This is a genomic window from Streptomyces sp. NBC_00878 (assembly GCF_026341515.1).
In the GTDB taxonomy this organism is placed as follows: domain Bacteria; phylum Actinomycetota; class Actinomycetes; order Streptomycetales; family Streptomycetaceae; genus Streptomyces.
In genome coordinates this window covers 1,817,049-1,835,965 of the sequence record NZ_JAPEOK010000001.1, presented here as the reverse complement: position 1 = coordinate 1,835,965, position 18,917 = coordinate 1,817,049, and the positions used below count along the sequence as shown (strand labels likewise).

The window sequence follows — 18,917 nt, the reverse complement described above, 5'->3', positions numbered from 1 at the left end:
GTGGCCCTCAGACGTTCCGGAAGCGGTTGATGGCGTCGACGTGCTGGGCGCGCTTCTCCTCGTCGCGCACGCCGAGGCCCTCGGCGGGCGCCAGTGCGAGGACGCCGACCTTGCCCTGGTGGAGGTTGCGGTGCACGTCGTACGCGGCCTGACCGGTCTCCTCCAGCGAGTACACCCTGGAGAGCGTCGGGTGGATCTTGCCCTTCGCGATCAGCCGGTTGGCCTCCCAGGCCTCGCGGTAGTTGGCGAAGTGCGAGCCGATGATCCGCTTCAGGGACATCCACAGGTAGCGGTTGTCGTACTCGTGGTTGTACCCGGAGGTCGAGGCGCAGGTGACGATCGTGCCGCCCTTGCGCGTGACGTAGACGGACGCGCCGAAGGTCTCGCGGCCCGGGTGTTCGAAGACGATGTCGACGTCCTCGCCGCCGGTGAGCTCGCGGATGCGCTTGCCGAAGCGCTTCCACTCCTTCGGGTCCTGGTGGTGCTCGTCCTTCCAGAACCGGTAGTCCTCGGCGTTGCGGTCGATGATCGCCTCGGCGCCCATCGCACGGCAGATGTCCGCCTTCTGCGGGCTGGAGACCACACAGATGGGGTTGGCGCCGCCGGCGAGCGCGAACTGCGTGGCGTACGAGCCGAGTCCGCCGCTCGCGCCCCAGATGAGGACGTTGTCGCCCTGCTTCATGCCGGCGCCGTTGCGGGAGACCAGCTGCCGGTACGCGGTGGAGTTCACCAGACCGGGAGCGGCGGCCTCCTCCCAGCTGAGGTGATCCGGCTTGGGCATCAGCTGGTTGGACTTCACAAGTGCGAGCTCTGCCAGTCCGCCGAAGTTCGTCTCGAAGCCCCAGATGCGCTGCTCGGGGTCGAGCATGGTGTCGTTGTGCCCGTCGCTGGACTCCAGCTCGACGGACAGGCAGTGCGCGACGACCTCGTCACCGGGCCGCCAGGCGTTCACGCCCGGGCCGGTGCGCAGCACGACGCCCGCCAGGTCGGAACCGATGATGTGGTACGGCAGGTCGTGGCGCTTGGTGAGGTCGCTGAGCTTGCCGTAGCGCTCCAGGAACCCGAAGGTCGCCATGGGCTCGAAGATCGAGGTCCACACCGAGTTGTAGTTGACCGAGGAGGCCATCACGGCCACCAGGGCCTCGCCGGGGCCGAGCTCCGGCACCGGCACGTCGTCCAGGTGGATCGACTTGCGGGGGTCCTTGTCGCGGGTGGTGAGCCCGGCGAACATCTCCGTCTCGTCCTTGTGCACGGTGATCGCGCGGTACGACTCGGGGAGCGGCAGCGCGGCGAAGTCGGCGGACGTGGCCGTCCGCGACTGAATCGCGTCCAGGATTTCCTTCACGATGGTGCCTCCGGCGATGAGCGTCTGAGGGGAACGCTGAGGGTTACGTCGGCGTGGGTGCTGCTGGTGTGAGGTGTGCCGTCGGTTCGGCGGAGGGTGGGGCTCGGCAGCGCGTGGTGGCGCGGAAGGTTGCCTGTGACGCAGGCGTCCGGGCGCGCAGGCCATTGGCTTGCGGGGACAGCCGGCGTACGAGGGGTCTCTGCACGCCGGCCGCCCGGACTACTTCAACGTATGGCACGCCGTGTCATGTCGCAAGGCACGGAGTGCCAGAAGTTGCGCTCAGGTGAAATCTTTACGTAACAAGTGAGCGATGATCGATCAAGCTGGGCCCGGAAACGCCTGAATGTGGGCAAAAAGGTGCCGGACGCGCTCACATTGAGCTCGTCCGGCGATTGGCGAGGACAGCGGCTCGGCCGCGGTTTCGCGGAGTGCTGCTACGGCCGTTCCTTGAGCGCCTGCTCGATCGTGCGCATCACCTGGTCCAGCGGAGCGTCCACGCGGGCCACGGTCACCAGCACCTCGCCCTCGACCGATGCGGCGGACGCCGGTGCCGACCGAGGCGTCTCCCGTCCGGCCCCGATCCCCGTACCGAAGGTCTTCCGGACGATCGCGAAGGCGTGATCCAGCTGCCTTTCGACATCACCCTGGGCGCCCGCCCGCAGCCAGCGCCGCAGGACGTGGTTGTGGGCCGTGACCACGGCGGACGCGGCGACCTCCGCGAGCAGCGGGTCGTCGTTGGCGTCGTCGTCGTGGGCGTGCTCGTCGAAGTGCCCCAGCAGATAGCGGGTGAACAGCCGCTCGTACCGCGCCACGGACGCGATCTCCGCCTCCCGCAGGGTCGGTACCTCGCGGGTGAGCTTGTAGCGCGACACCGAGATCTCCGGCTGGGCCGCGTACATCTTCATGACTTCCTTGATGCCGCGGCACACCGTGTCGAGCGGATGCTCGTGCGCCGGCGCCGCGTTGAGCACCGCCTCGGCCCGGATCAACGTGTCGTCGTGGTCCGGGAAGATCGCCTCTTCCTTGGAGCGGAAGTGCCGGAAGAAGGTGCGCCGGGCGACCCCGGCCGCGGCCGCGATCTCGTCGACGGTCGTCGCCTCGTACCCCTTCGTCGCGAAGAGCTCCATCGCGGCGGCCGCCAGTTCTCGGCGCATCTTGAGCCGTTGCGCGGCCGCACGGCTGCCCGCGGCACTCTCCGGAACGTCGGACGTGGCTGGTGTACGGGAGGACTTGGCGGGCTGGGACATGCCCCGAACGTACTGCATGGACGCATCGGAGTGCTCATGACCGGGTCTTTCACCGTCCGGGACCGGGGCGGGAGCGGCAGCAGGATCGAGCAGCCCGCCCCAGCCCGCGGGGCCGTCTCCGGGCCGGAGGTCGGCCTGGAGGTCGGCCCGGAGGTCGCGTGGCTCAGCGCCGTGCATATTCGCGGAAGCCGCGGCCCGTCTTGCGGCCGAGGCAGCCCGCGGCCACCAGGTGCTCCAGGAGGGGCGCAGGGGCGAGGCCCGGGTCGCGGAACTCGCGGTGCAGGACCTTCTCGATGGCCAGCGAGACGTCCAGACCGACCACGTCGAGGAGCTCGAAGGGGCCCATCGGGTAGCCGCCGCCGAGCCTCATCGCGGCGTCGATGTCGTCGAGCGTGGCGTAGTGCTCCTCGACCATCTTGATCGCGTTGTTCAGGTACGGGAACAGCAGTGCGTTCACGATGAAACCGGCCCGGTCGCCGCAGTCCACCGGGTGCTTGCGGACCTTCGCGCAGACCTCCCGGACCGTGGCGTGCACGTCGTCGGCCGTCAGGACCGTACGCACGACCTCGACCAGCTTCATCGCCGGGGCCGGGTTGAAGAAGTGCATGCCGACCACGTCCTGGGGCCGCGAGGTGGCGCGGGCGCAGGCGACGACGGGCAGCGAGGAGGTGGTGGTGGCGAGGATCGCGCCGGGCTTGCAGACCTTGTCGAAGGTCGCGAACAGCTGCCGCTTGATCTCCAGGTCCTCGGCGACGGCCTCCAGGGCCAGGTCGACGTCCGCGAAGGCGTCGTACGAACCCGCCGGAGTGATCCGCTCCAGCGTCTCGGCGGCGGCCTCCGCGGTCATCCGGCCCTTGTCGACAGAGCGCGAGAGCGACTTGCCGATACGGGCCCTGGCGGCCTGTGCCTTCTCCTCGCTGCGCGCGGCCAGCACCACCTCGTACCCGGCCTTCGCGAAGACCTCGGCGATGCCGGACGCCATGGTGCCGGAGCCCGCGACGCCGACCGAGCGCACGGTACGGCCGGGCGCCGACGACGCGTCCTCCAGGGGCGTCAGCGCGTCCCGCACGACGGTCGAGCCGCCCGGCGCGTCGTACGTGTAGAAGCCGCGCCCCGCCTTGCGGCCGGTCAGGCCCGCCTCGCTGAGCTGTTTGAGGATGGGGGAGGGCGCGTGCAGCCGGTCGTGGGACTCGGCGTACATGGCCTCCAGGACCGTACGCGCGGTGTCGACGCCGATCAGGTCGAGCAGGGCGAGCGGGCCCATGGGCAGGCCGCAGCCCAGTCGCATCGCGGCGTCGATGTCCTCGCGGCTCGCGTACTTCGCCTCGTACATCGCGGCGGCCTGGTTGAGGTAGCCGAAGAGCAGTCCGTCGGCGACGAAACCGGGGCGGTCGCCGACCGCGACGGGCTCCTTGCCGAGTTCGAGGGCGAGGTCCGTGACGGCGGCGACGGCGGTCGGCGCGGTCAGCACGGACGACACGACCTCGACGAGCTTCATCGCCGGGGCCGGGTTGAAGAAGTGCAGGCCAAGGACCCGCTCCGGGCGGGCCGAGTCGGCGGCGAGACGCGTGACGGACAGGGCGTTGGTGCCGGTCGCCAGGATCGTCTCCGGGCGCACGATGCCGTCCAGTTCGCGGAAGATCTGGTGCTTGATGTCGTACGACTCAGGCGCCACCTCGATGACCAGATCGGCGTCGGCCGCGGTTCGCAGGTCCGTGGACGTACGGAAGCGGGCGAGGGTGTCGTCGCGCTCCTGCTCGGTGAGGCGCCCGCGCCGCACGGCGCGAGCTGTCGAGGACTCCAGGGCGGCGGCGGCCCGCACGGCGGCGGCCTCGTCGATGTCGATGCCCACGACCTCGCGGCCGGCCTTGGCCAGGATCTCGGCGATACCGGTCCCCATCGTGCCGAGGCCGACGACGGCGACGGTCTTGAGGGGGGACGCGGAGGGCGACGGAGAGGGCAAGGAGGAGGGGGTGGGCAGGGAAGAGCCGGACAGGGAGGGGTCGGACACGGGAGTGGCCATCGCGGGACTCCAGGAATGAGTGACGACTGAGGGACGCGTCCGGATACGCCAACGGGCGCACGCGGTGCGGTGTTTGCGGGTGATACCGGGCTACGAACGCGCACACGCCCGGTGCCGAAGCGGACCGGAACACCGGCCCGCGAAATGGTGAGGAAGACCCGACCGGCCCTGTCCCGGAGCCGTGTCGTACTGAACTGCACACTGAGGTACACGAAGTACCGAACCGACCAGCACCCGCGGCGGCTGCGTCACCAGGCCACCTCGGGCAAGTCCACGAGTGGGTAACTCGCTCGATTGAGCTTAACTTGCGGGTAACGAGCGCGCCAGTCCCTGGTGAATGTGACGTACGTCGCCGATAGGCTTGGGCGATATGGACGAAGAGTTGCGATCGCTCACCCAGCGCTTACGGCACGAGGCGGGCGCGGCGGCGTCGTTCTCGTACGAACGGCTGGTCTCGACCGGCGACCTCGACGAACTGGCCGACGTGCTCGTCGCCCCCGAACAGCAGCTCTGGGCACGGGAGTTGGCCGCCTTCCGGCTCGGACTGGCCGGAGACCGGCGGTCCTTCGAGGCGCTCGTCCTGCTCCTCAACCACCGTGACCCGCAGCGCTGCGCGTCCGCCGCGCACGCCCTGGCCCGGCTCGGCGACCCGCGCACCGCCCGTGCGGCGGCGGCCCTGGCCACCAACGAACTGCGCGTCGCCTACGCGCTCCATCCGGTACGACTTCTGGTCGAGCTGCGCGCCCCCGAGTCCGTACCCGCGCTGATCACGACCCTCGCCCGCAGGTTCCGCCCGCACGACCCGTACAGGCGTGTCGCCGTCGCGTGTGTGGAGGGGCTCGGGGTGCTGGGTGACGAACGTGCCCGCCCCGTCCTGAACGAGGCCCTCGCCCATCCGACGCTGGCGCAGGCGGCGGCCGGTGCGCTGAAGAGGCTGCCGGCGCAGCGGGCGCCGCGGGAGTAGGGGCGGATGGGCATATGTGGCGGATGTCGGCGGATGTGCCTATCCATACGTGACACACGTGCTTCTGGAAGAGGTTCATGGTTAGTGTTTTGTGGTCCGGCGGTGCTAGGCGTTGGGCCGTGCTACGTGGTCGGGCGCGGCAGGATGCCCAGGCGCGTTGCCGTGACCACAGCCTCCAGCTGGCTGTGGGCGCCCAGCTTCACCAGGACGCTCTTCACATGCCCGCGTACCGTGTGCCGGCTGAGGACGAGCAGGTCCGCGATCGTCTTGAGGCCGTGGCCCTGAGCGAGCAGGGCCAGCACCTCGTGCTCCCGGCGGGTCAGCCCGCTCCGCTCCCACTGCTGCTCGGGCAGCCGGGCCGCCAGCGTGGACTCCTCCACCAGGAGCTTGCCGTCGGCCGTCGTCCGGATCGCGGTGAGGATGTCCCCGAAGGCGCTGTGTTTGGCGAGGAAGGCCGAGGCGCCCGCGGTCACCGCCCGCGCCAGCTGGCCGGGGGTCGCGTCCGCGGTGAGGACGACCACCCGCGTCGAGGGATGAGCGGCCTTCAGCAGCCGCGTGCCCTCGATACCGTCCTTGCTGCCCGGCAGATGGATGTCCATGAGCACCACGGAGGGCGGCCGACGGGCCGCCTCCCGCAACGCCTCGTCGACCGTGCCCACCGCGGCACCGCAGTCCAGGTCGGGCTGCGCCGCGATGGCGATGGCCAGGGCGTCGGCCAGCGCGCGCTGGTCCTCGACCACGAGCACGCGGATCATCCCGGATCCTCCCCCTCCGGATGGCCGGCTTTCTCCGGGCCGGTGGTGGCGATGTGCTTTCGAGCGTAGTGCCGTACGACTCCGTCGGGACCCGGCCGTACGCGGAATTGTGTGCCCTGTGTCTGGCCCAACGCCGTTGTCACGGTCCAGAGTTGGGGCTGGAGACGTAGTTTTTCGCCCCCGCCGCCCCTTCCCATTCCCGTCCCTTTCTGGGGGCTGCGCCCCCAGGCCCCCGCTTGTCGGCCTGGGCTGCGAAATCATCAGCCCCTCCGGCGTTTGAGGAGCGGGGGTTCGGGGGCGGAGCCCCCGAGTAAGGGACGGGAAAGGGTAGGGGCGGCGGGGGCGATCACCATGACGGACGACGGGCCGCGGGATCTGTACGAGGCCATGATGCTGGCCGCGCCGGACGGCATCGTCGCGGTGGACGCCGACGGATGCGTACGAGCCTGCAACCCGGCCGCGGCGGCACTGCTGGAGCGGCCCGCGGACGAGCTGATCGGCTCAGTATTCGGCTTTCCACTCGTGCACGGGGAGGCCACCGAGGTCACACTGGTCCTGCCGAACGGCCGCAGCAAGGTCGTCGAGATGCGGGTCACCCTGGCCCGGCTCGACGAGCGCCGGCTGTACGTGGCCGCGCTGCGCGACGGGACCCGCCGCAGTCAGGCCGACCACGTCCTCCAGGCCGCCCTGGAACACCAGAGCGTGGTCGTCGCGGTGGCCGCGCACCAACTGCACAACCCGCTCGCCGCTTTGGGCGCCCTGGTCCACGTACTGAAGGAACCCCCGCCCGATCTGACGGACGAGCGGCGGGCGGAACTGGTCGAGCGGATCGCCGAGCGCACGGCCCGTCTTCAGTCGCTCGTCCGCAAGCTGCTCACCGCGGCCCGTATCGACGGGGCCTGGCAGCAGGGTGTGCCGGAAGCGGTGGAGGTGCTGGACTTCATCCGGGATCGGCTCGCCGAGTCCGCGGCCCGCGGCCGTGATCTGCGACTGGCCGTTTCACCGCACCTGGTGGCACAGGTCGACCGGGTGGGCCTCGCCGAGATCTTCACCAACTACCTGGAGAACGCCCTCGCCTACGGTCGGGAGCCCGTGGAGATCACGGCGCATGCCACCGGCGGACGCGTCGAGCTGCGCGTCGCGGACCACGGCCCCGGTGTCCCCGGGGCGTTCGTGCCGCACCTCTTCGAGCGCTACCGCCGCGACCCCGCCACGGCGGCGGCCACCGAGGGCACAGGGCTGGGTCTGTGGATCGCCCGCAGCCTGGCCCGCGCGAATGGCGGCGACGCCTGGTACGAGCCCGGCCACCCGAACGGCGCCATCTTCTGCGTGACCCTGCCCCAGGCCACAGGCCCCAAGGGCACGAGTCCCCAGCACACAGGCCCCAAGGGCACGAGCCCCAGCCCGTGAGCCTCCCTCAGCAGCCGCCCAGCACACGGGCATACCGCACCTCGGGCACCTCGACTCCGTCCACCTCGAAGGGTTCCTCGACTCCGTCCCGTACGAAACCGGCCTTCTCGTAGAAGCGACGCGCGTTCGCGTTCTCCTGGAGGACCCACAGCAGCATCCGGCCGTGCCCCGCGGCGGTGCAGCGGGCCGCGGACTCCCGCAACAGGGCGCGTCCCACCCCGCGCGCGAGCCGGTCGGGGTCCACATAGATCGCGTACAACTCGGCGTCCGGGGTGCGGAGTTCACCCTCCCTGTACGGCCCGTGGCAGGCCCAGCCGACGATGTCGCCGTCCCACTCCGCGACTAGGTTCACCACACCCTCACCGGCCTGCTCGAAGTGGCTCCGCCGACGCACGACCTCGTCCGCCACGTCGAGCCCGTCGAGGTAGGCCTGCGGCATCAATCCCTTGTACGCGGTCTGCCAGCCGCGTACGCGGATCCCGGCCACGCGGGGACAGTCGGCCAGGGCCATCTCGCGGACGCGAAGGGCGGGGGAGGGGGAGAGGAAGGGGGAGGGGCTGCGGGGGCGGTCGTCCATGGCGGCACCCTAGGAGGCCGCGGGCCAGGGAGCCCGCCAATTTCGGCGGACCTGTCGATCACTCGGGCAGCACCGCGTACGCCTCGATTTCCATCAGGAACTCTGGGCTCACCAGGGCCGTGACCTGGACGGCCGAGGCGGCTGGGAGGTGGGTCGGGGGTATGTGTGTGTCTCTGGCCGCGCGGATGGCCGGCATGTGGGCCATGTCCGTGACGAAGAAGGTCAGTTTGACCACGTCTGCGAAAGTGGCTCCGGCCGAGGCCAGGCAGCGTCGCAGGTTTTCGAAGATCTGGCGGGCCTGGGCCGCCGGGTCGTCCTCGCCGACGAGCTTGCCGTCCTCGTCGAGCGCGAGCTGGCCCGAGATCGCCACGAAGCGGCCCGAGCCCATGACGACGTGTGTGTACGCGGCGGCGGGGGCGACCCCGTCGGGGGCTGTGATGCGCGTCAGTTCGGCCATGGATCAATCCTGCACCACGGCACTGACAACGCCCCCGACGGACAACCGCCGCTCACCTCCGCTCGGCTTCCGGGGCTCAGCCCCGGAAGCCGAGCAGCCCGTGCAGAGTCGCGCCGCGCGAGGGCGACGCCTTCGTGCTCATCGGTGACGGATCGGGCAGCTTCTTGCACACCGCGTCGATCGCGCCGCCACCGCGGGGCACCTTGCCGTTGGTCAGATACGTGGCCAGATGCTTGTCCAGACAGGCGTTCCCGCTCAGCGTGATGCCGTGGTTGCCGCCTCCCTGCTCGACCACCAGGCTGGAGCCGCGCAGGAGGTGGTGGACGGTGACGCCACCCTCGTACGGAGTGGCCGCGTCGTCCGTCGCCTGGAACAGCAGCACCGGCGGCACCGAGTCGTTGGAGACGTCCACGGGCTCCAGGGAGTCCGTCGGCCAGAACGCGCACGGCGCGTTGTACCAGGCGTTGCTCCACGTCATGAAGGGCGCCTTCTCGTGGACCTTCCAGTTGTCCTCGCGCCACTGCTCCCAGTCGCGCGGCCAGGACGCGTCACGGCACTGCACCGAGGTGTAGATGCTGTAGCTGTTGTCGCCCGCGGCGTCGACGGCACCGAAGTTCTCGTACGCCTCGACCAGCGGATCGTCGTTCTTGTCGTTCACGAACGCCGCGAACGCCTCCGCGAGATACGGCCAGAAGCCGTTGAAGTAGCCGCCGGGCACGAACGTGTCCTCCAGTTCGGAGGCGCCCACCGTCTTGTCCGCGGGCCTCTTCGCCAGCGCCGCCCTCATCGCGTACCACTTGGCCTCGATCTTCTCCGGATCGGTGCCGAGCTTGTACGTCGCGTTGTGCTTGGCGACCCACGCCATGAAGGCCTGGTGACGGTCGTTGAAGGCGTAGTCCTGCGCGAGGTTGTCGTCGTACCACACCCCGGTGGGGTCGACGATGGAGTCGAGCACCATGCGCCGTACGCGATCCGGGTAGAGCTTCGCGTAGACCGCGCCCAGGTAGGTGCCGTACGAGTACCCGAAGTAGTTGATCTTCTTGGCGCCGAGCGCGTGCCGGATCGCGTCCATGTCCTGGACCGCGCTCACGGTGTCGAGGTACGGAAGCAGCTTCCCGTACTTCGTGCCGCAGGCCTTCGCGAAGGCCTCGACCCGGTCGAGGTTGGCCTTCTCCAGGGCGGGGGTGTTCGGCACCGAGTCGGGGCGTACGGGCGCGAAGTGCCCGGGCTTGCAGTTCGGGGCCGGCCTGCTCGCGCCGACGCCGCGCGGATCGAAGCCGATGACGTCGTACTGCGACGCCACCGCCTTCGGCAGCGAGGCCGCGACGAACCCGGCGAGCGTGAGACCGCTGCCGCCGGGGCCGCCCGGGTTCACCAGGAGCGGCCCCTGGGACTTCTTCGCGGTGTGCGGGACCCGGGACAGCGCGAGGGTGATGCGCTCGCCGCGCGGGTTCGCGTGGTCGAGCGGCACCTTCAGGGACGCGCACTGGAGCGTCGGATAGCTGGTGGTGCCGCACTTCTTCCAGGTGAGCTTCGCCGAGTCGGCGGAGAGCGTGGTGCGCGGAGCGGTCGCTGTCGCGGTCGTGGAGCCCGCGCTCGCGCCGGCCGGGACCGCGGTGATCATTCCGGCCACCACAGCGGCGGCACCGCACAGAGCGGCTGCGCGTCGGTTCACGGTGAATCGCCTCGCATGGATGTTCCGGGCAGGGATTCCGGCCTGTTCCTCGGGCCGGGGGTCCGGGGGTTGCCCCCCGGGGAGATGCGGCATGGGACCTCCCAGGACGGAGGGATCGGGCCGTGCACGTGTCACGGCCTTCGCCGTATCGTCCCGGAGCGGGCGCCCGGAAGGACCGATTCTGGCAAGAGTTTGACCCGATCGGATCGCGTGATGCGCCCGGATGCCGAAGAGACGCGCTGGTCAGACGAGGTGGGGGTGCCGGTCGGGGGCAGGGGGCTGGTCAGAGGTAGGCGCTCCGGTCAGAGGAACGTGAGTTGGGTGGGCTCCGGAACGGCCGGTTCGAGTGCCGGGATCCTGCGGGGCATCCCCGCGCGCGTGGGGCCTATCCCGTACTCCTCGGCCAGTTCGTGGACCTGACGGGTGATCCGGCGCTGGTACCACTTCGGGGCGTAGGCCCCCTCCGCGTACAGCCGCTCGTAGCGGCGCACCAGATACGGGTGGTGGTGCCGCAGCCAGTCCATGAACCACTCGCGTGCCCCCGGCCGCAGATGCAGCACGAGCGGGGTGACCGAGGTCGCGCCGGATGCCGCGATCGCCCGTACCGTGGCGCGCAGTTGGGACGGGTCGTCGCCAAGGAAGGGGATCACCGGGGCCATCAGGACCCCGCAGTCGATGCCGTGGTCGCTGAGCGTGCGGACGGCGTCGAGGCGGCGCTCGGGGGCGGGCGTGCCCGGCTCCACGGTCCGCCACAGCTCGCGGTCGGTGAAGCCCACGGAGACGGAGATCCCGACCTCGGTGACCGCGGCTGCCTGCTTCAGGAGGTCGAGGTCACGCAGGATCAGCGTGCCCTTGGTGAGGATCGAGAAGGGGTTCGCGTGGTCGCGCAGGGCCGCGATGATGCCGGGCATCAGCTGGTAGCGGCCCTCGGCGCGCTGGTAGCAGTCCACGTTCGTGCCCATCGCTATGTGGTCGCCGAGCCAGCGCCGCGAACCGAGATGCCGTCGGAGCAGCTCCGGGGCGTTCACCTTCACCACGATCTGGCTGTCGAAGCCGAGCCCCGTGTCGAGGTCCAGATAGCTGTGGGTCTTGCGGGCGAAACAGTAGACACACGCGTGCGTGCACCCCCGATAGGGGTTGACCGTCCACTCGAAGGGCATGCGCGAGGCGCCCGGCACCCGGTTCACGATCGACTTGGCCCGGATCTCGTGGAACGTGATTCCACGGAACTCCGGGGTGTCGAACGTACGTGTCGTCACCGCGTCCGCGCCGAACAGCGCGGCATCCCTCGGCGGGTTCCCGCCGGACTCCACTGTGAGGTTCTCCCAGCGCATGAGGCCTCCTCGATAGCACTGGGTACAGAATAGAACACATGTTCCCTTGATCGTGCGAACTCATTTTCGATCGGCGTGGCGTCCGGGGCTCCGGGCCCCTGAGGGGACCCCGATTTGGGCGGCTCGCCCGCCTGATGGTTGGCTGAGCGCTGACCCCCGAGATCCCGAGTGCTGGAGGAACGCAATGGCGCAGGTCGAGGCCACCACGGAGCGAGTCGTAGCGGCTCAGCCGGATGACGTGTTCGATGCGCTGGCCGACTACACCGGCACGCGTGCGAAGCTCCTGAGCGGGCACTTCAGCGAGTACGAGGTGCGCGAGGGCGGTGACGGCGAGGGCAGCCTCGTCCACTGGAAGCTCCAGGCCACGAGCAAGCGCGTCCGCGACTGCCTGCTCGAAGTGAGCGAGCCCACCGACGGCGAGCTCGTCGAGAAGGACCGCAACTCCACGATGGTGACCACCTGGCGGGTCACCCCGGCCGGCGAGGGCAAGTCCCGGGTCGTCGTGACCACCGTCTGGAACGGCGCCGGCGGCATCGGCGGCTTCTTCGAGAAGACCTTCGCGCCCAAGGGCCTCGGGCGGATCTACGACGAGGTGCTGGCGAAGCTCGCCACCGAGGTGGAGAAGTAGCCCTCCGGGCGCTCAAGGTGGAGAAGTAGCCCTCCGGGCGGTCGCCGTGGAGAAGTGACCCTTCGGGCGGTCGCCGTGGGTGTGCGGAGACGCTCGGCCGGGCGATTCTCACGCTCACCGTTTCGAGTGGTTTTCGGTATGGCTCCGCCGTCCGCCGTAGGGCTCCCACCGGCGGTTACGTCCGTTGAGCCCCACTGACGTGCGACTCGTCGCGCTTGCTCCCAGTTGTCGCGTAATGCGAGAAATGGGCCGCGCAGGCGCGACGAGGGGAGCAGCACGTGGGCGGGACGACTCTGGCGACGGGCGAGCGCGGCGTTTCGGTTCCTGTCCCTGACACACCCCAAGGGCCGCCGGAACCACCGCAGTTCGATGCGCTCAGCCCGGGCCGCGTACGGATGGTGTTCTTCGCGCTGATGCTGGCGCTGCTGCTCGCCGCGCTGGAGCAGATGATCGTCGCCACCGCGCTCCCGAAGATCGTCGGGGAGCTGCACGGCCTGGACCGGATGTCCTGGGCCATCACCGCGTACCTGCTCACGGCCACCGTCGGACTGCCCGTCTACGGCAAGTTCGGCGACCTCTACGGCCGCAAGGGCGTCTTCCAGTTCGCGATCGTCGTCTTCGTGATCGGCTCCGCGCTGGCCGGCTGGTCGCGCACCATGGACCAGTTGATCGCCTTCCGCGCACTCCAGGGCGTCGGCGCCGGCGGACTCATGATCGGCGTGCAGGCGATCATCGCGGACATCGTGCCGCCCCGGGAACGCGGCCGCTTCATGGGCCTGATCGGCGCGGCCTTCGGCCTCGCGTCGGTCGCGGGGCCCCTGCTCGGCGGCTACTTCACCGACCACCTGTCCTGGCGCTGGTGCTTCTACATCAACGTGCCCTTCGGCCTGGTCACCCTCGCCGTCGTCGCCGTCGTGCTCAAACTGCCGAAGCCGACCCCCCGGCCTCGCCTCGACGTCCTCGGCGCCCTGCTGCTCGCCGCCGCCTCGACCTGCCTGGTCCTGCTGACCAGTTGGGGCGGAACCGAGTACGCGTGGGACTCGCGGGTCATCCTCGGGCTCGGCGTCGGAGCCGTCGCCTCGACGGCCCTGTTCCTCGTCGTCGAGCACTTCGCGGTCGAACCCCTCATCCCCCTGCGGCTGTTCCGCGACGGGGTCTTCAACGTCACCGCTCTGGTGGGCGTGATCGTCGGGGTCGCCCTCTTCGGAGCGGCCAGCTATCTGCCCACGTACCTGCAGATGGTCGACGGCGCCACCGCCACCGAGTCCGGACTCCTCATGCTCCCGATGATGGCCGGCATCGTCGGCGCCTCGGTCGTCTCGGGCCAACTCATCAGCCGCAGCGGCCACTACAAGATCTACCCGATCCTCGGCGGCGCCCTGTCCGTCCTCGGCATGTGGCTCCTGTCGCGGCTCGAAGCCGGCACGCCCCGGCTGCACTACAGCGTCTGGATGGCCGTCCTCGGCGCCGGGATCGGCCTGATCATGCCCGTACTGATCCTCGCCGTGCAGAACTCCGTGGAGCCCCGCGACCTCGGCACCGCGACCAGTGCCAACAACTACTTCCGGCAGATCGGCGGCAGCGTCGGCGCCGCGATCTTCGGCACGCTCTTCGCCGACCGGCTCGCCGACTCCCTCGCCGACCGGCTGCCCGCCGGGGCGGGCCTGCCCGACCCCGAGTCCATCACCCCGCAGCTCGTCCACGCACTGCCCGCCGAGCTTCGCGACGGTTACATCGCGGCGTACGCCGACGCCATGCCGCGGATCTTCCTCTACCTCGTGCCGGTGCTCGTTCTGGGCCTGCTCGTCGCCTTCTTCCTCAAGGAGAAACCGCTGGTGTCCCACTACACCCCCGCCGCCCCCGAGACCGCCGCGCCCTTCAACACCGCCGTCCCGCAGGCCCGTTCGACGTACGCCGCCGGGGTGCCCGTCTGCGGCACCGTCCAGCACCCCGACGGCACCGTCGTGCCCCGCGCCGCGCTCACCCTCATCGACGTCGCGGGACAGCAGATCGGGCGGGGCGCGAGCGGGGACGACGGACGGTACGCCCTGTCGACGCCCGGGGCGGGGTCGTACGTCCTCATCGCCGCGGCCGGCGGGCATCAGCCGCAGGCCGTCAGCGTCACCGTCGGGGAGCGGGCGGTCGAGCTGGACGTCGTGCTCGGCGGTGCCGGACGGCTGGCCGGGAGCGTGGTGACGGCGGACGGGACGCCCGTGCGGGACGCGACCGTCACGCTCACCAATGTGCACGGTGAGGTGGTCGCCGCGACGCGCAGTGGGCGTGAAGGGGGTTACGTCATCACGGAGTTGGTGGCGGGGGAGTACACGCTGGCGGGGAGCGCGCCGGCCTTCCGTCCCGCCGCGCTGCCGGTGAGCGTGCAGGCCGCCAGGGAGACTCGGCAGGATGTCGAGCTCGCGGGCGGGGCGGTGCTGCGGGGGACCGTGCGGGCCAGTGGGGGGCGGCCGGTCGAGGATGCGCGGGTGACGCTGCTTGACGCGGCGGGGAATGTGGTGGACACGTTGACCACCGGGGGTGAGGGAACGTTCCGGTTTGTTGATCTTTCTTCGGGCGAGTACACGGTGATCGCTGCGGGGTACCCGCCGGTGGCTACCGTTTTGCAGGTGGCCGGGGGTGGGCGGACCGAGCGGGATCTTCAGTTGGGGCATGAAGACTGAGGGATGAGGGGGCGTTGTTGGATGCGGGGCTATGGGGGCTTGTCGCGCCCACGCGGCGGAGCCGCTCAATGTCACAGCCCCGCGCCCCTATCGGGGCGCTGGTGTGCGCCGGAGTCAATTCCCTCAATGCCACACATGGCAACCAGGCGCGGACGTACCGTGGTTGTGGCGGTACAGATCTTGCGGACCGTGGGGAGAGAGGGCCTGGGCCATGGACCGTGGCACCGAGATGGGCACAGCTCATGGCCGTGCGGTCGCTAACGGGGTCGCGGCGGGTCGGATTCCGTTGGCCGTCGTGCTCGTCGACCGTGATGGTCTTGTTTCGCACTGGAGCCGGGGCGCCCGGCGGCTCTTCGGCGCGGCCAAGGAGGACGCGGTCGGGCGGCCCGCCGTCGATCTGCTGCCCGTTTCCGGCGCTCTGCCCGACGACGACGAGACCGCCCCCTACGGGGCCTACTCGGCGTACGACGGGCTCGGGCCCGACCTGGAGTCCTCCCTCGACGGGCGGCTGTCCTATCCGGCGGCGGGACGCGCGCGGTTGTCGGCGTCCGACAGCGACCGTGACCATGACCGGATCGACGTGCTGTGGTGGGCGTATCCGCTGGTCGGGCCAGGACCCGAGCGGCTGCTCGTGCTCGCCGCCGACGCGGGCGGACTGCACCACGAGGACACCGGCGTGGGCGTGGGCGTGGGCGTGGAGCGCATCGCGCCCGGGTTCGCGCTGCACACCGACTTCCCCGGCGCCGAGGAACTGGCCCGCAGGCTGCCCGAGATCCTCCCCAGCATGAGCGTCGGCGAGGGCGCCCGCATCGTCGCCCAGGTCCTCGAACTGGGCTATCCCGTCCTGGAGTTCAGCCAGAACGACCGTGTGCCCGTCACCCCCGACTGGGGCGTGCCGCGGCGCGCCGAGCGCAAGGCGCGCCAGGAGCGGGCCGCCGCGGCGGCGGCCTCCGGCGCGCCCCTGCCGCAGGCCGCGGACGACGAGGGCGAGGACCTCGAATACGCCGCCGTGCGCGAGCGCCTGGAATTCCTGAACGAGGTCAGCGGGCGGATCGGCACCTCGCTCGACCTGTCCCGCACCATCGTCGAGGTCAGCCGGGCCGTCGTCCCGCGCTTCACGGACGTGGCCGGGACCTATCTGCGCGAACAGGTCGTCGCAGGCGAGGGCTTCCCCGAAGGCGTGCCCGACACGACCACCATGTGGCACCGGGTCGCCGTGGAGCACACGGACGAACCAGGCCGCTGGGACGACGTCGTACCGGTCGGCGAGGCCATGCCGTTCCCCGCGCACACCCCGTTCTTCCAGTGCATGACCACCGGCGATCCCGTGCTCGTGCCGCGCATCAGCGAGCAGATGGGGCACATGATCGCCGCGCAGTTCGAGAAGCGCGACATCCGGCCCCTCATCACGGGCCGCTCCATGCTCGTCGTGCCCCTCAAGGCCCGCAACGTGGTTCTCGGCTTCATGATCCTGCTCCGCCACCCCGAGCGCGTCGAGTTCAACGACATGGACCGCGTCACCGGCGCCGAACTCGCCGCCCGCGCCGGGCTCGTCCTCGACAACGCCCGCATGTACACGTACCAGGAGAGCGTCGCCGAGACCCTCCAGGACAGCATGCTGCCGCACATCGCCCCGCGCATGGCGGGCTGCGACATCGCGACCCGCTATCTGCCGGGTACGTTGCTGGGGCGGGTCGGCGGTGACTGGTTCGACTCGGTCAAGCTGCCTGGTTCGCGGACCGCGCTCGTCGTCGGCGATGTGATGGGTCACGGCCTCAACTCCGCAGCGATGATGGGGCAGATGCGCACCGCCGTCCAGACCATGGCCGCCCTCGACCTGCCGCCCGCCCAACTCCTGCGCAACCTCGACGACTTGGCGCAGCGCCTCGGCGAGCACTACCTCGCCACCTGCCTGTACGCGGTGTACGACCCCATCGCGAGCGAGCTGCAGATTGCCAACGCGGGCCATATCCCACCGGTGTTGGTACGCGCGGAGGACGGCCGCAGTGATCTGCTCGACCTGCCCACGGGTGCGCCCATCGGCGTCGGCGGGGTGCCCTTCGAGTCCGTAGCGGTCCGGGTGGCGCCCGGCGACCGGCTCGTGATGTGCACCGACGGCCTGGTCGAGGTCCGCGGTGAGGACATCGGGGTCGGACTCGCCACGCTCTGCGAGTCCGCCGCGCACCCGGCCGCTTCCATGGACGACGCCTGCGACACCATCATCCGCGCCCTCAACACCCGCGGCGGACGCAAGGACGACGTGGCGCTCCTGATGGCACGGCTCAACGGCATCGAGCCCGAGGACGTCGCCCGGTGGCGGATCGGCCACGACCCGATGGAGGTCAGCAGGTCACGTGCCGTGGTCCGCGAACAGCTCCACGTGTGGGGCCTGAACTCCCTTGTCGACAACGCCGAGTTGATGGTCAGCGAGCTGGTCACCAATGCCGTACGGCACTCCCACAGCCGCCCGATCGAGCTGCGGCTCGTGCGAGGCGAGACGCTGGTGTGCGAGGTGGATGACGACGACCACACCCTGCCGACGTTGCTCAGTGCGCGCCGGCTCGACGAGTTCGGGCGCGGGATGCGTGTGGTCAGCGCGCTGGCGCGGGAGTGGGGGACCAGTCGGACGAGTTCCGGCAAGACGGTGTGGTTCGAATTGACCATCCCGGGCCGTTAGGCCTGTCAGCTCAGCTCAGCTCAGTTCAGCTCGGCCATGCCTCGCTGACCGGATCTTGGGGAGCGAGGGGCACGAGGGGCGCACATCGGCGTGCGGCTGCCGAATGAGCGGTGAAGGTGTGCGCCGCGTGCTTGTCGCTTCACTCCGGGCGCGATAAACCGGACTGCCCGTCGCTTTTCGGCGGTCCGCTGTCGCGTCCTGGGGAGCTGGCATGAGTGTGACGACTCGGTACAGAGAGGCCTGGGAGGGCTTCTGGCGTGAGGCCCCCGGCGAGCAGGGGGCCGTCTTCTGGGACGCCGAGCCCTCGGTCACGGCCGGGGTCCATCTCGGTTTGTTCGAACCGCACTTGGCGGCTCCCGGCCTGCCTCTCGTGGATCTCGGGTGCGGCAACGGGACCCAGACGCGGTTCCTCGCCGACCGCTATCCGCGGGTCGTCGGTGCCGACCTTTCGGCTGCGGCCCTCGATCACGCCCGGCTCGCGGACCCGGCGGGGCAGGCCTCCTACCGGCTGTTCGACGCGGCCGAGAAGGTCGAGGCGGAGACGCTGCACGCAGAGCTCGGGGACGTGAACGTGTATATGCGGGGAGTTCTGCATCAGTGCGAGCCGGATGATCGGCAGCCGCTGGTGGATGGGCTCGCCACGCTTGTGGGTGACCGGGGGCGTGCCTTTGTTGTTGAGCTTGCCGAGGCGGCGGGGCCGCTGTTGCGAGGTCTCGCCCAGGGGCCCGGGGGGCCGCCGGCCAAGCTGGCGCCCGTGTTTCGGCATGGCATTGCGCCGGGGGAGGTGGCTGATGCCGCCGTGCCGGAATATCTGCGGGCCGCTGGGCTTGTTGTTCTGGCGAGTGGGGAGCTGCCGCTTGTCACGACGGAGTATTTGGCGGACGGTACGCGGATCGAGTTGCCGTCGAAGTGGGTTGTTGTGGGGCGGGTCTGAGATTTCGCGTGATCCTCAGTTGGGGATGGGGATTGAACGTTGAGTGTTGGGTGCGGGTGGCTGGGGGCTGGTCGCGCCCACGGTGGGGGAGGAGCCGCACAATGTCACAGCCCCGCGCCCCTGGGCGGGGCTGTGACCGGGGTTTGATCGGTGCCGTTCGCCTCAGAGCAGCCCCACGGCACCCTTGGCCCGTACAGAGGTATGTGACATAGTACT

At 70.2% G+C, this 18,917-nt stretch carries 14 protein-coding genes; 6 read left to right on the top strand and 8 right to left on the bottom strand.

Translation table 11 applies throughout. The features are described 5' to 3' along the window. Positions 1-7: 7 nt before the first annotated feature. The 3 genes from ccrA to OHA11_RS07465 all read right to left on the bottom strand — a co-directional run bounded on the left by ccrA (position 8) and on the right by OHA11_RS07465 (position 4,615). A complete protein-coding gene (ccrA, locus tag OHA11_RS07475; protein ID WP_266493233.1) occupies positions 8-1,345 on the bottom strand; it encodes a crotonyl-CoA carboxylase/reductase in 1,338 nt (445 codons plus the stop codon). Positions 1,346-1,779: 434 nt separating this feature from the next. Continuing rightward, complete coding sequence (locus tag OHA11_RS07470) at positions 1,780-2,592, bottom strand: TetR family transcriptional regulator (RefSeq protein WP_266493230.1); 813 nt, start codon at positions 2,590-2,592, stop codon at positions 1,780-1,782. A 163-nt stretch (positions 2,593-2,755) separates the two neighbouring features. After that, on the bottom strand, positions 2,756-4,615 hold the full coding sequence (locus tag OHA11_RS07465; protein ID WP_266493228.1) for a 3-hydroxyacyl-CoA dehydrogenase family protein: 1,860 nt from the start codon (positions 4,613-4,615) through the stop codon (positions 2,756-2,758). Positions 4,616-4,985: 370 nt separating this feature from the next. Here OHA11_RS07465 and OHA11_RS07460 point away from each other — a divergent pair, with 370 nt between their 5' ends. After that, positions 4,986-5,579 carry an adenylosuccinate lyase gene (locus tag OHA11_RS07460; RefSeq protein WP_266493227.1) on the top strand — a complete coding sequence of 198 codons (594 nt, stop codon included), beginning with the start codon at positions 4,986-4,988 and terminating at the stop codon, positions 5,577-5,579. A gap of 122 nt (positions 5,580-5,701) precedes the next feature. On the opposite strand, the gene OHA11_RS07455 is transcribed toward OHA11_RS07460, so the two are convergent. Further along, entirely contained in the window at positions 5,702-6,334 is a 633-nt protein-coding gene (locus OHA11_RS07455; protein WP_266493226.1) for a response regulator transcription factor, read from the bottom strand. Positions 6,335-6,685: 351 nt separating this feature from the next. Here OHA11_RS07455 and OHA11_RS07450 point away from each other — a divergent pair, with 351 nt between their 5' ends. Continuing rightward, positions 6,686-7,744, top strand: coding sequence for an ATP-binding protein (locus OHA11_RS07450; RefSeq protein WP_266493225.1), 1,059 nt, complete (start codon positions 6,686-6,688; stop codon positions 7,742-7,744). A gap of 7 nt (positions 7,745-7,751) precedes the next feature. Here OHA11_RS07450 and OHA11_RS07445 read toward each other — a convergent pair whose 3' ends face one another. From OHA11_RS07445 to OHA11_RS07430, 4 genes are all read right to left on the bottom strand, one after another. Beyond that, positions 7,752-8,321 carry a GNAT family N-acetyltransferase gene (locus OHA11_RS07445; RefSeq protein ID WP_266493223.1) on the bottom strand — a complete coding sequence of 190 codons (570 nt, stop codon included), beginning with the start codon at positions 8,319-8,321 and terminating at the stop codon, positions 7,752-7,754. Positions 8,322-8,379: 58 nt separating this feature from the next. Continuing rightward, a complete protein-coding gene (locus OHA11_RS07440; RefSeq protein WP_266493221.1) occupies positions 8,380-8,778 on the bottom strand; it encodes a RidA family protein in 399 nt (132 codons plus the stop codon). A 76-nt stretch (positions 8,779-8,854) separates the two neighbouring features. Beyond that, positions 8,855-10,453 carry an alpha/beta hydrolase gene (locus OHA11_RS07435; protein WP_266493220.1) on the bottom strand — a complete coding sequence of 533 codons (1,599 nt, stop codon included), beginning with the start codon at positions 10,451-10,453 and terminating at the stop codon, positions 8,855-8,857. 302 nt (positions 10,454-10,755) lie between these two features. Next, the gene (locus OHA11_RS07430; protein ID WP_266493219.1) at positions 10,756-11,787 is read right to left on the bottom strand and encodes an Rv2578c family radical SAM protein; all 1,032 of its coding nucleotides are present in this window, start codon (positions 11,785-11,787) and stop codon (positions 10,756-10,758) included. A gap of 184 nt (positions 11,788-11,971) precedes the next feature. Between OHA11_RS07430 and OHA11_RS07425 the strand changes: the two genes are divergently transcribed. The 4 genes from OHA11_RS07425 to OHA11_RS07410 all read left to right on the top strand — a co-directional run bounded on the left by OHA11_RS07425 (position 11,972) and on the right by OHA11_RS07410 (position 18,701). Continuing rightward, positions 11,972-12,415 (top strand): SRPBCC family protein, encoded by a 444-nt coding sequence (locus OHA11_RS07425; RefSeq protein ID WP_266493217.1) that lies wholly within the window; start codon positions 11,972-11,974, stop codon positions 12,413-12,415. Positions 12,416-12,693: 278 nt separating this feature from the next. After that, a complete protein-coding gene (locus OHA11_RS07420; protein ID WP_266493215.1) occupies positions 12,694-15,090 on the top strand; it encodes an MFS transporter in 2,397 nt (798 codons plus the stop codon). 211 nt (positions 15,091-15,301) lie between these two features. Beyond that, a complete protein-coding gene (locus tag OHA11_RS07415; RefSeq protein ID WP_266493214.1) occupies positions 15,302-17,767 on the top strand; it encodes a SpoIIE family protein phosphatase in 2,466 nt (821 codons plus the stop codon). A gap of 211 nt (positions 17,768-17,978) precedes the next feature. Beyond that, positions 17,979-18,701: a class I SAM-dependent methyltransferase gene (locus OHA11_RS07410; RefSeq protein ID WP_266493211.1), complete on the top strand. Its 723-nt coding sequence runs from the start codon at positions 17,979-17,981 to the stop codon at positions 18,699-18,701. Positions 18,702-18,917 lie beyond the last annotated feature (216 nt).

What these genes read in the sequence shown, in the direction of transcription:
- OHA11_RS07470 (WP_266493230.1), bottom strand. Translation starts at nt 2,592, where the DNA reads ATGTCCCAGCCCGCCAAGTCCTCCCGTACACCAGCCACGTCCGACGTT.
- OHA11_RS07465 (WP_266493228.1), bottom strand. Translation starts at nt 4,615, where the DNA reads ATGGCCACTCCCGTGTCCGACCCCTCCCTGTCCGGCTCTTCCCTGCCC.
- OHA11_RS07460 (WP_266493227.1), top strand. Translation starts at nt 4,986, where the DNA reads ATGGACGAAGAGTTGCGATCGCTCACCCAGCGCTTACGGCACGAGGCG.
- OHA11_RS07455 (WP_266493226.1), bottom strand. Translation starts at nt 6,334, where the DNA reads ATGATCCGCGTGCTCGTGGTCGAGGACCAGCGCGCGCTGGCCGACGCC.
- OHA11_RS07450 (WP_266493225.1), top strand. Translation starts at nt 6,686, where the DNA reads ATGACGGACGACGGGCCGCGGGATCTGTACGAGGCCATGATGCTGGCC.
- OHA11_RS07445 (WP_266493223.1), bottom strand. Translation starts at nt 8,321, where the DNA reads ATGGACGACCGCCCCCGCAGCCCCTCCCCCTTCCTCTCCCCCTCCCCC.
- OHA11_RS07440 (WP_266493221.1), bottom strand. Translation starts at nt 8,778, where the DNA reads ATGGCCGAACTGACGCGCATCACAGCCCCCGACGGGGTCGCCCCCGCC.
- OHA11_RS07430 (WP_266493219.1), bottom strand. Translation starts at nt 11,787, where the DNA reads ATGCGCTGGGAGAACCTCACAGTGGAGTCCGGCGGGAACCCGCCGAGG.
- OHA11_RS07425 (WP_266493217.1), top strand. Translation starts at nt 11,972, where the DNA reads ATGGCGCAGGTCGAGGCCACCACGGAGCGAGTCGTAGCGGCTCAGCCG.
- OHA11_RS07415 (WP_266493214.1), top strand. Translation starts at nt 15,302, where the DNA reads ATGGACCGTGGCACCGAGATGGGCACAGCTCATGGCCGTGCGGTCGCT.
- OHA11_RS07410 (WP_266493211.1), top strand. Translation starts at nt 17,979, where the DNA reads ATGAGTGTGACGACTCGGTACAGAGAGGCCTGGGAGGGCTTCTGGCGT.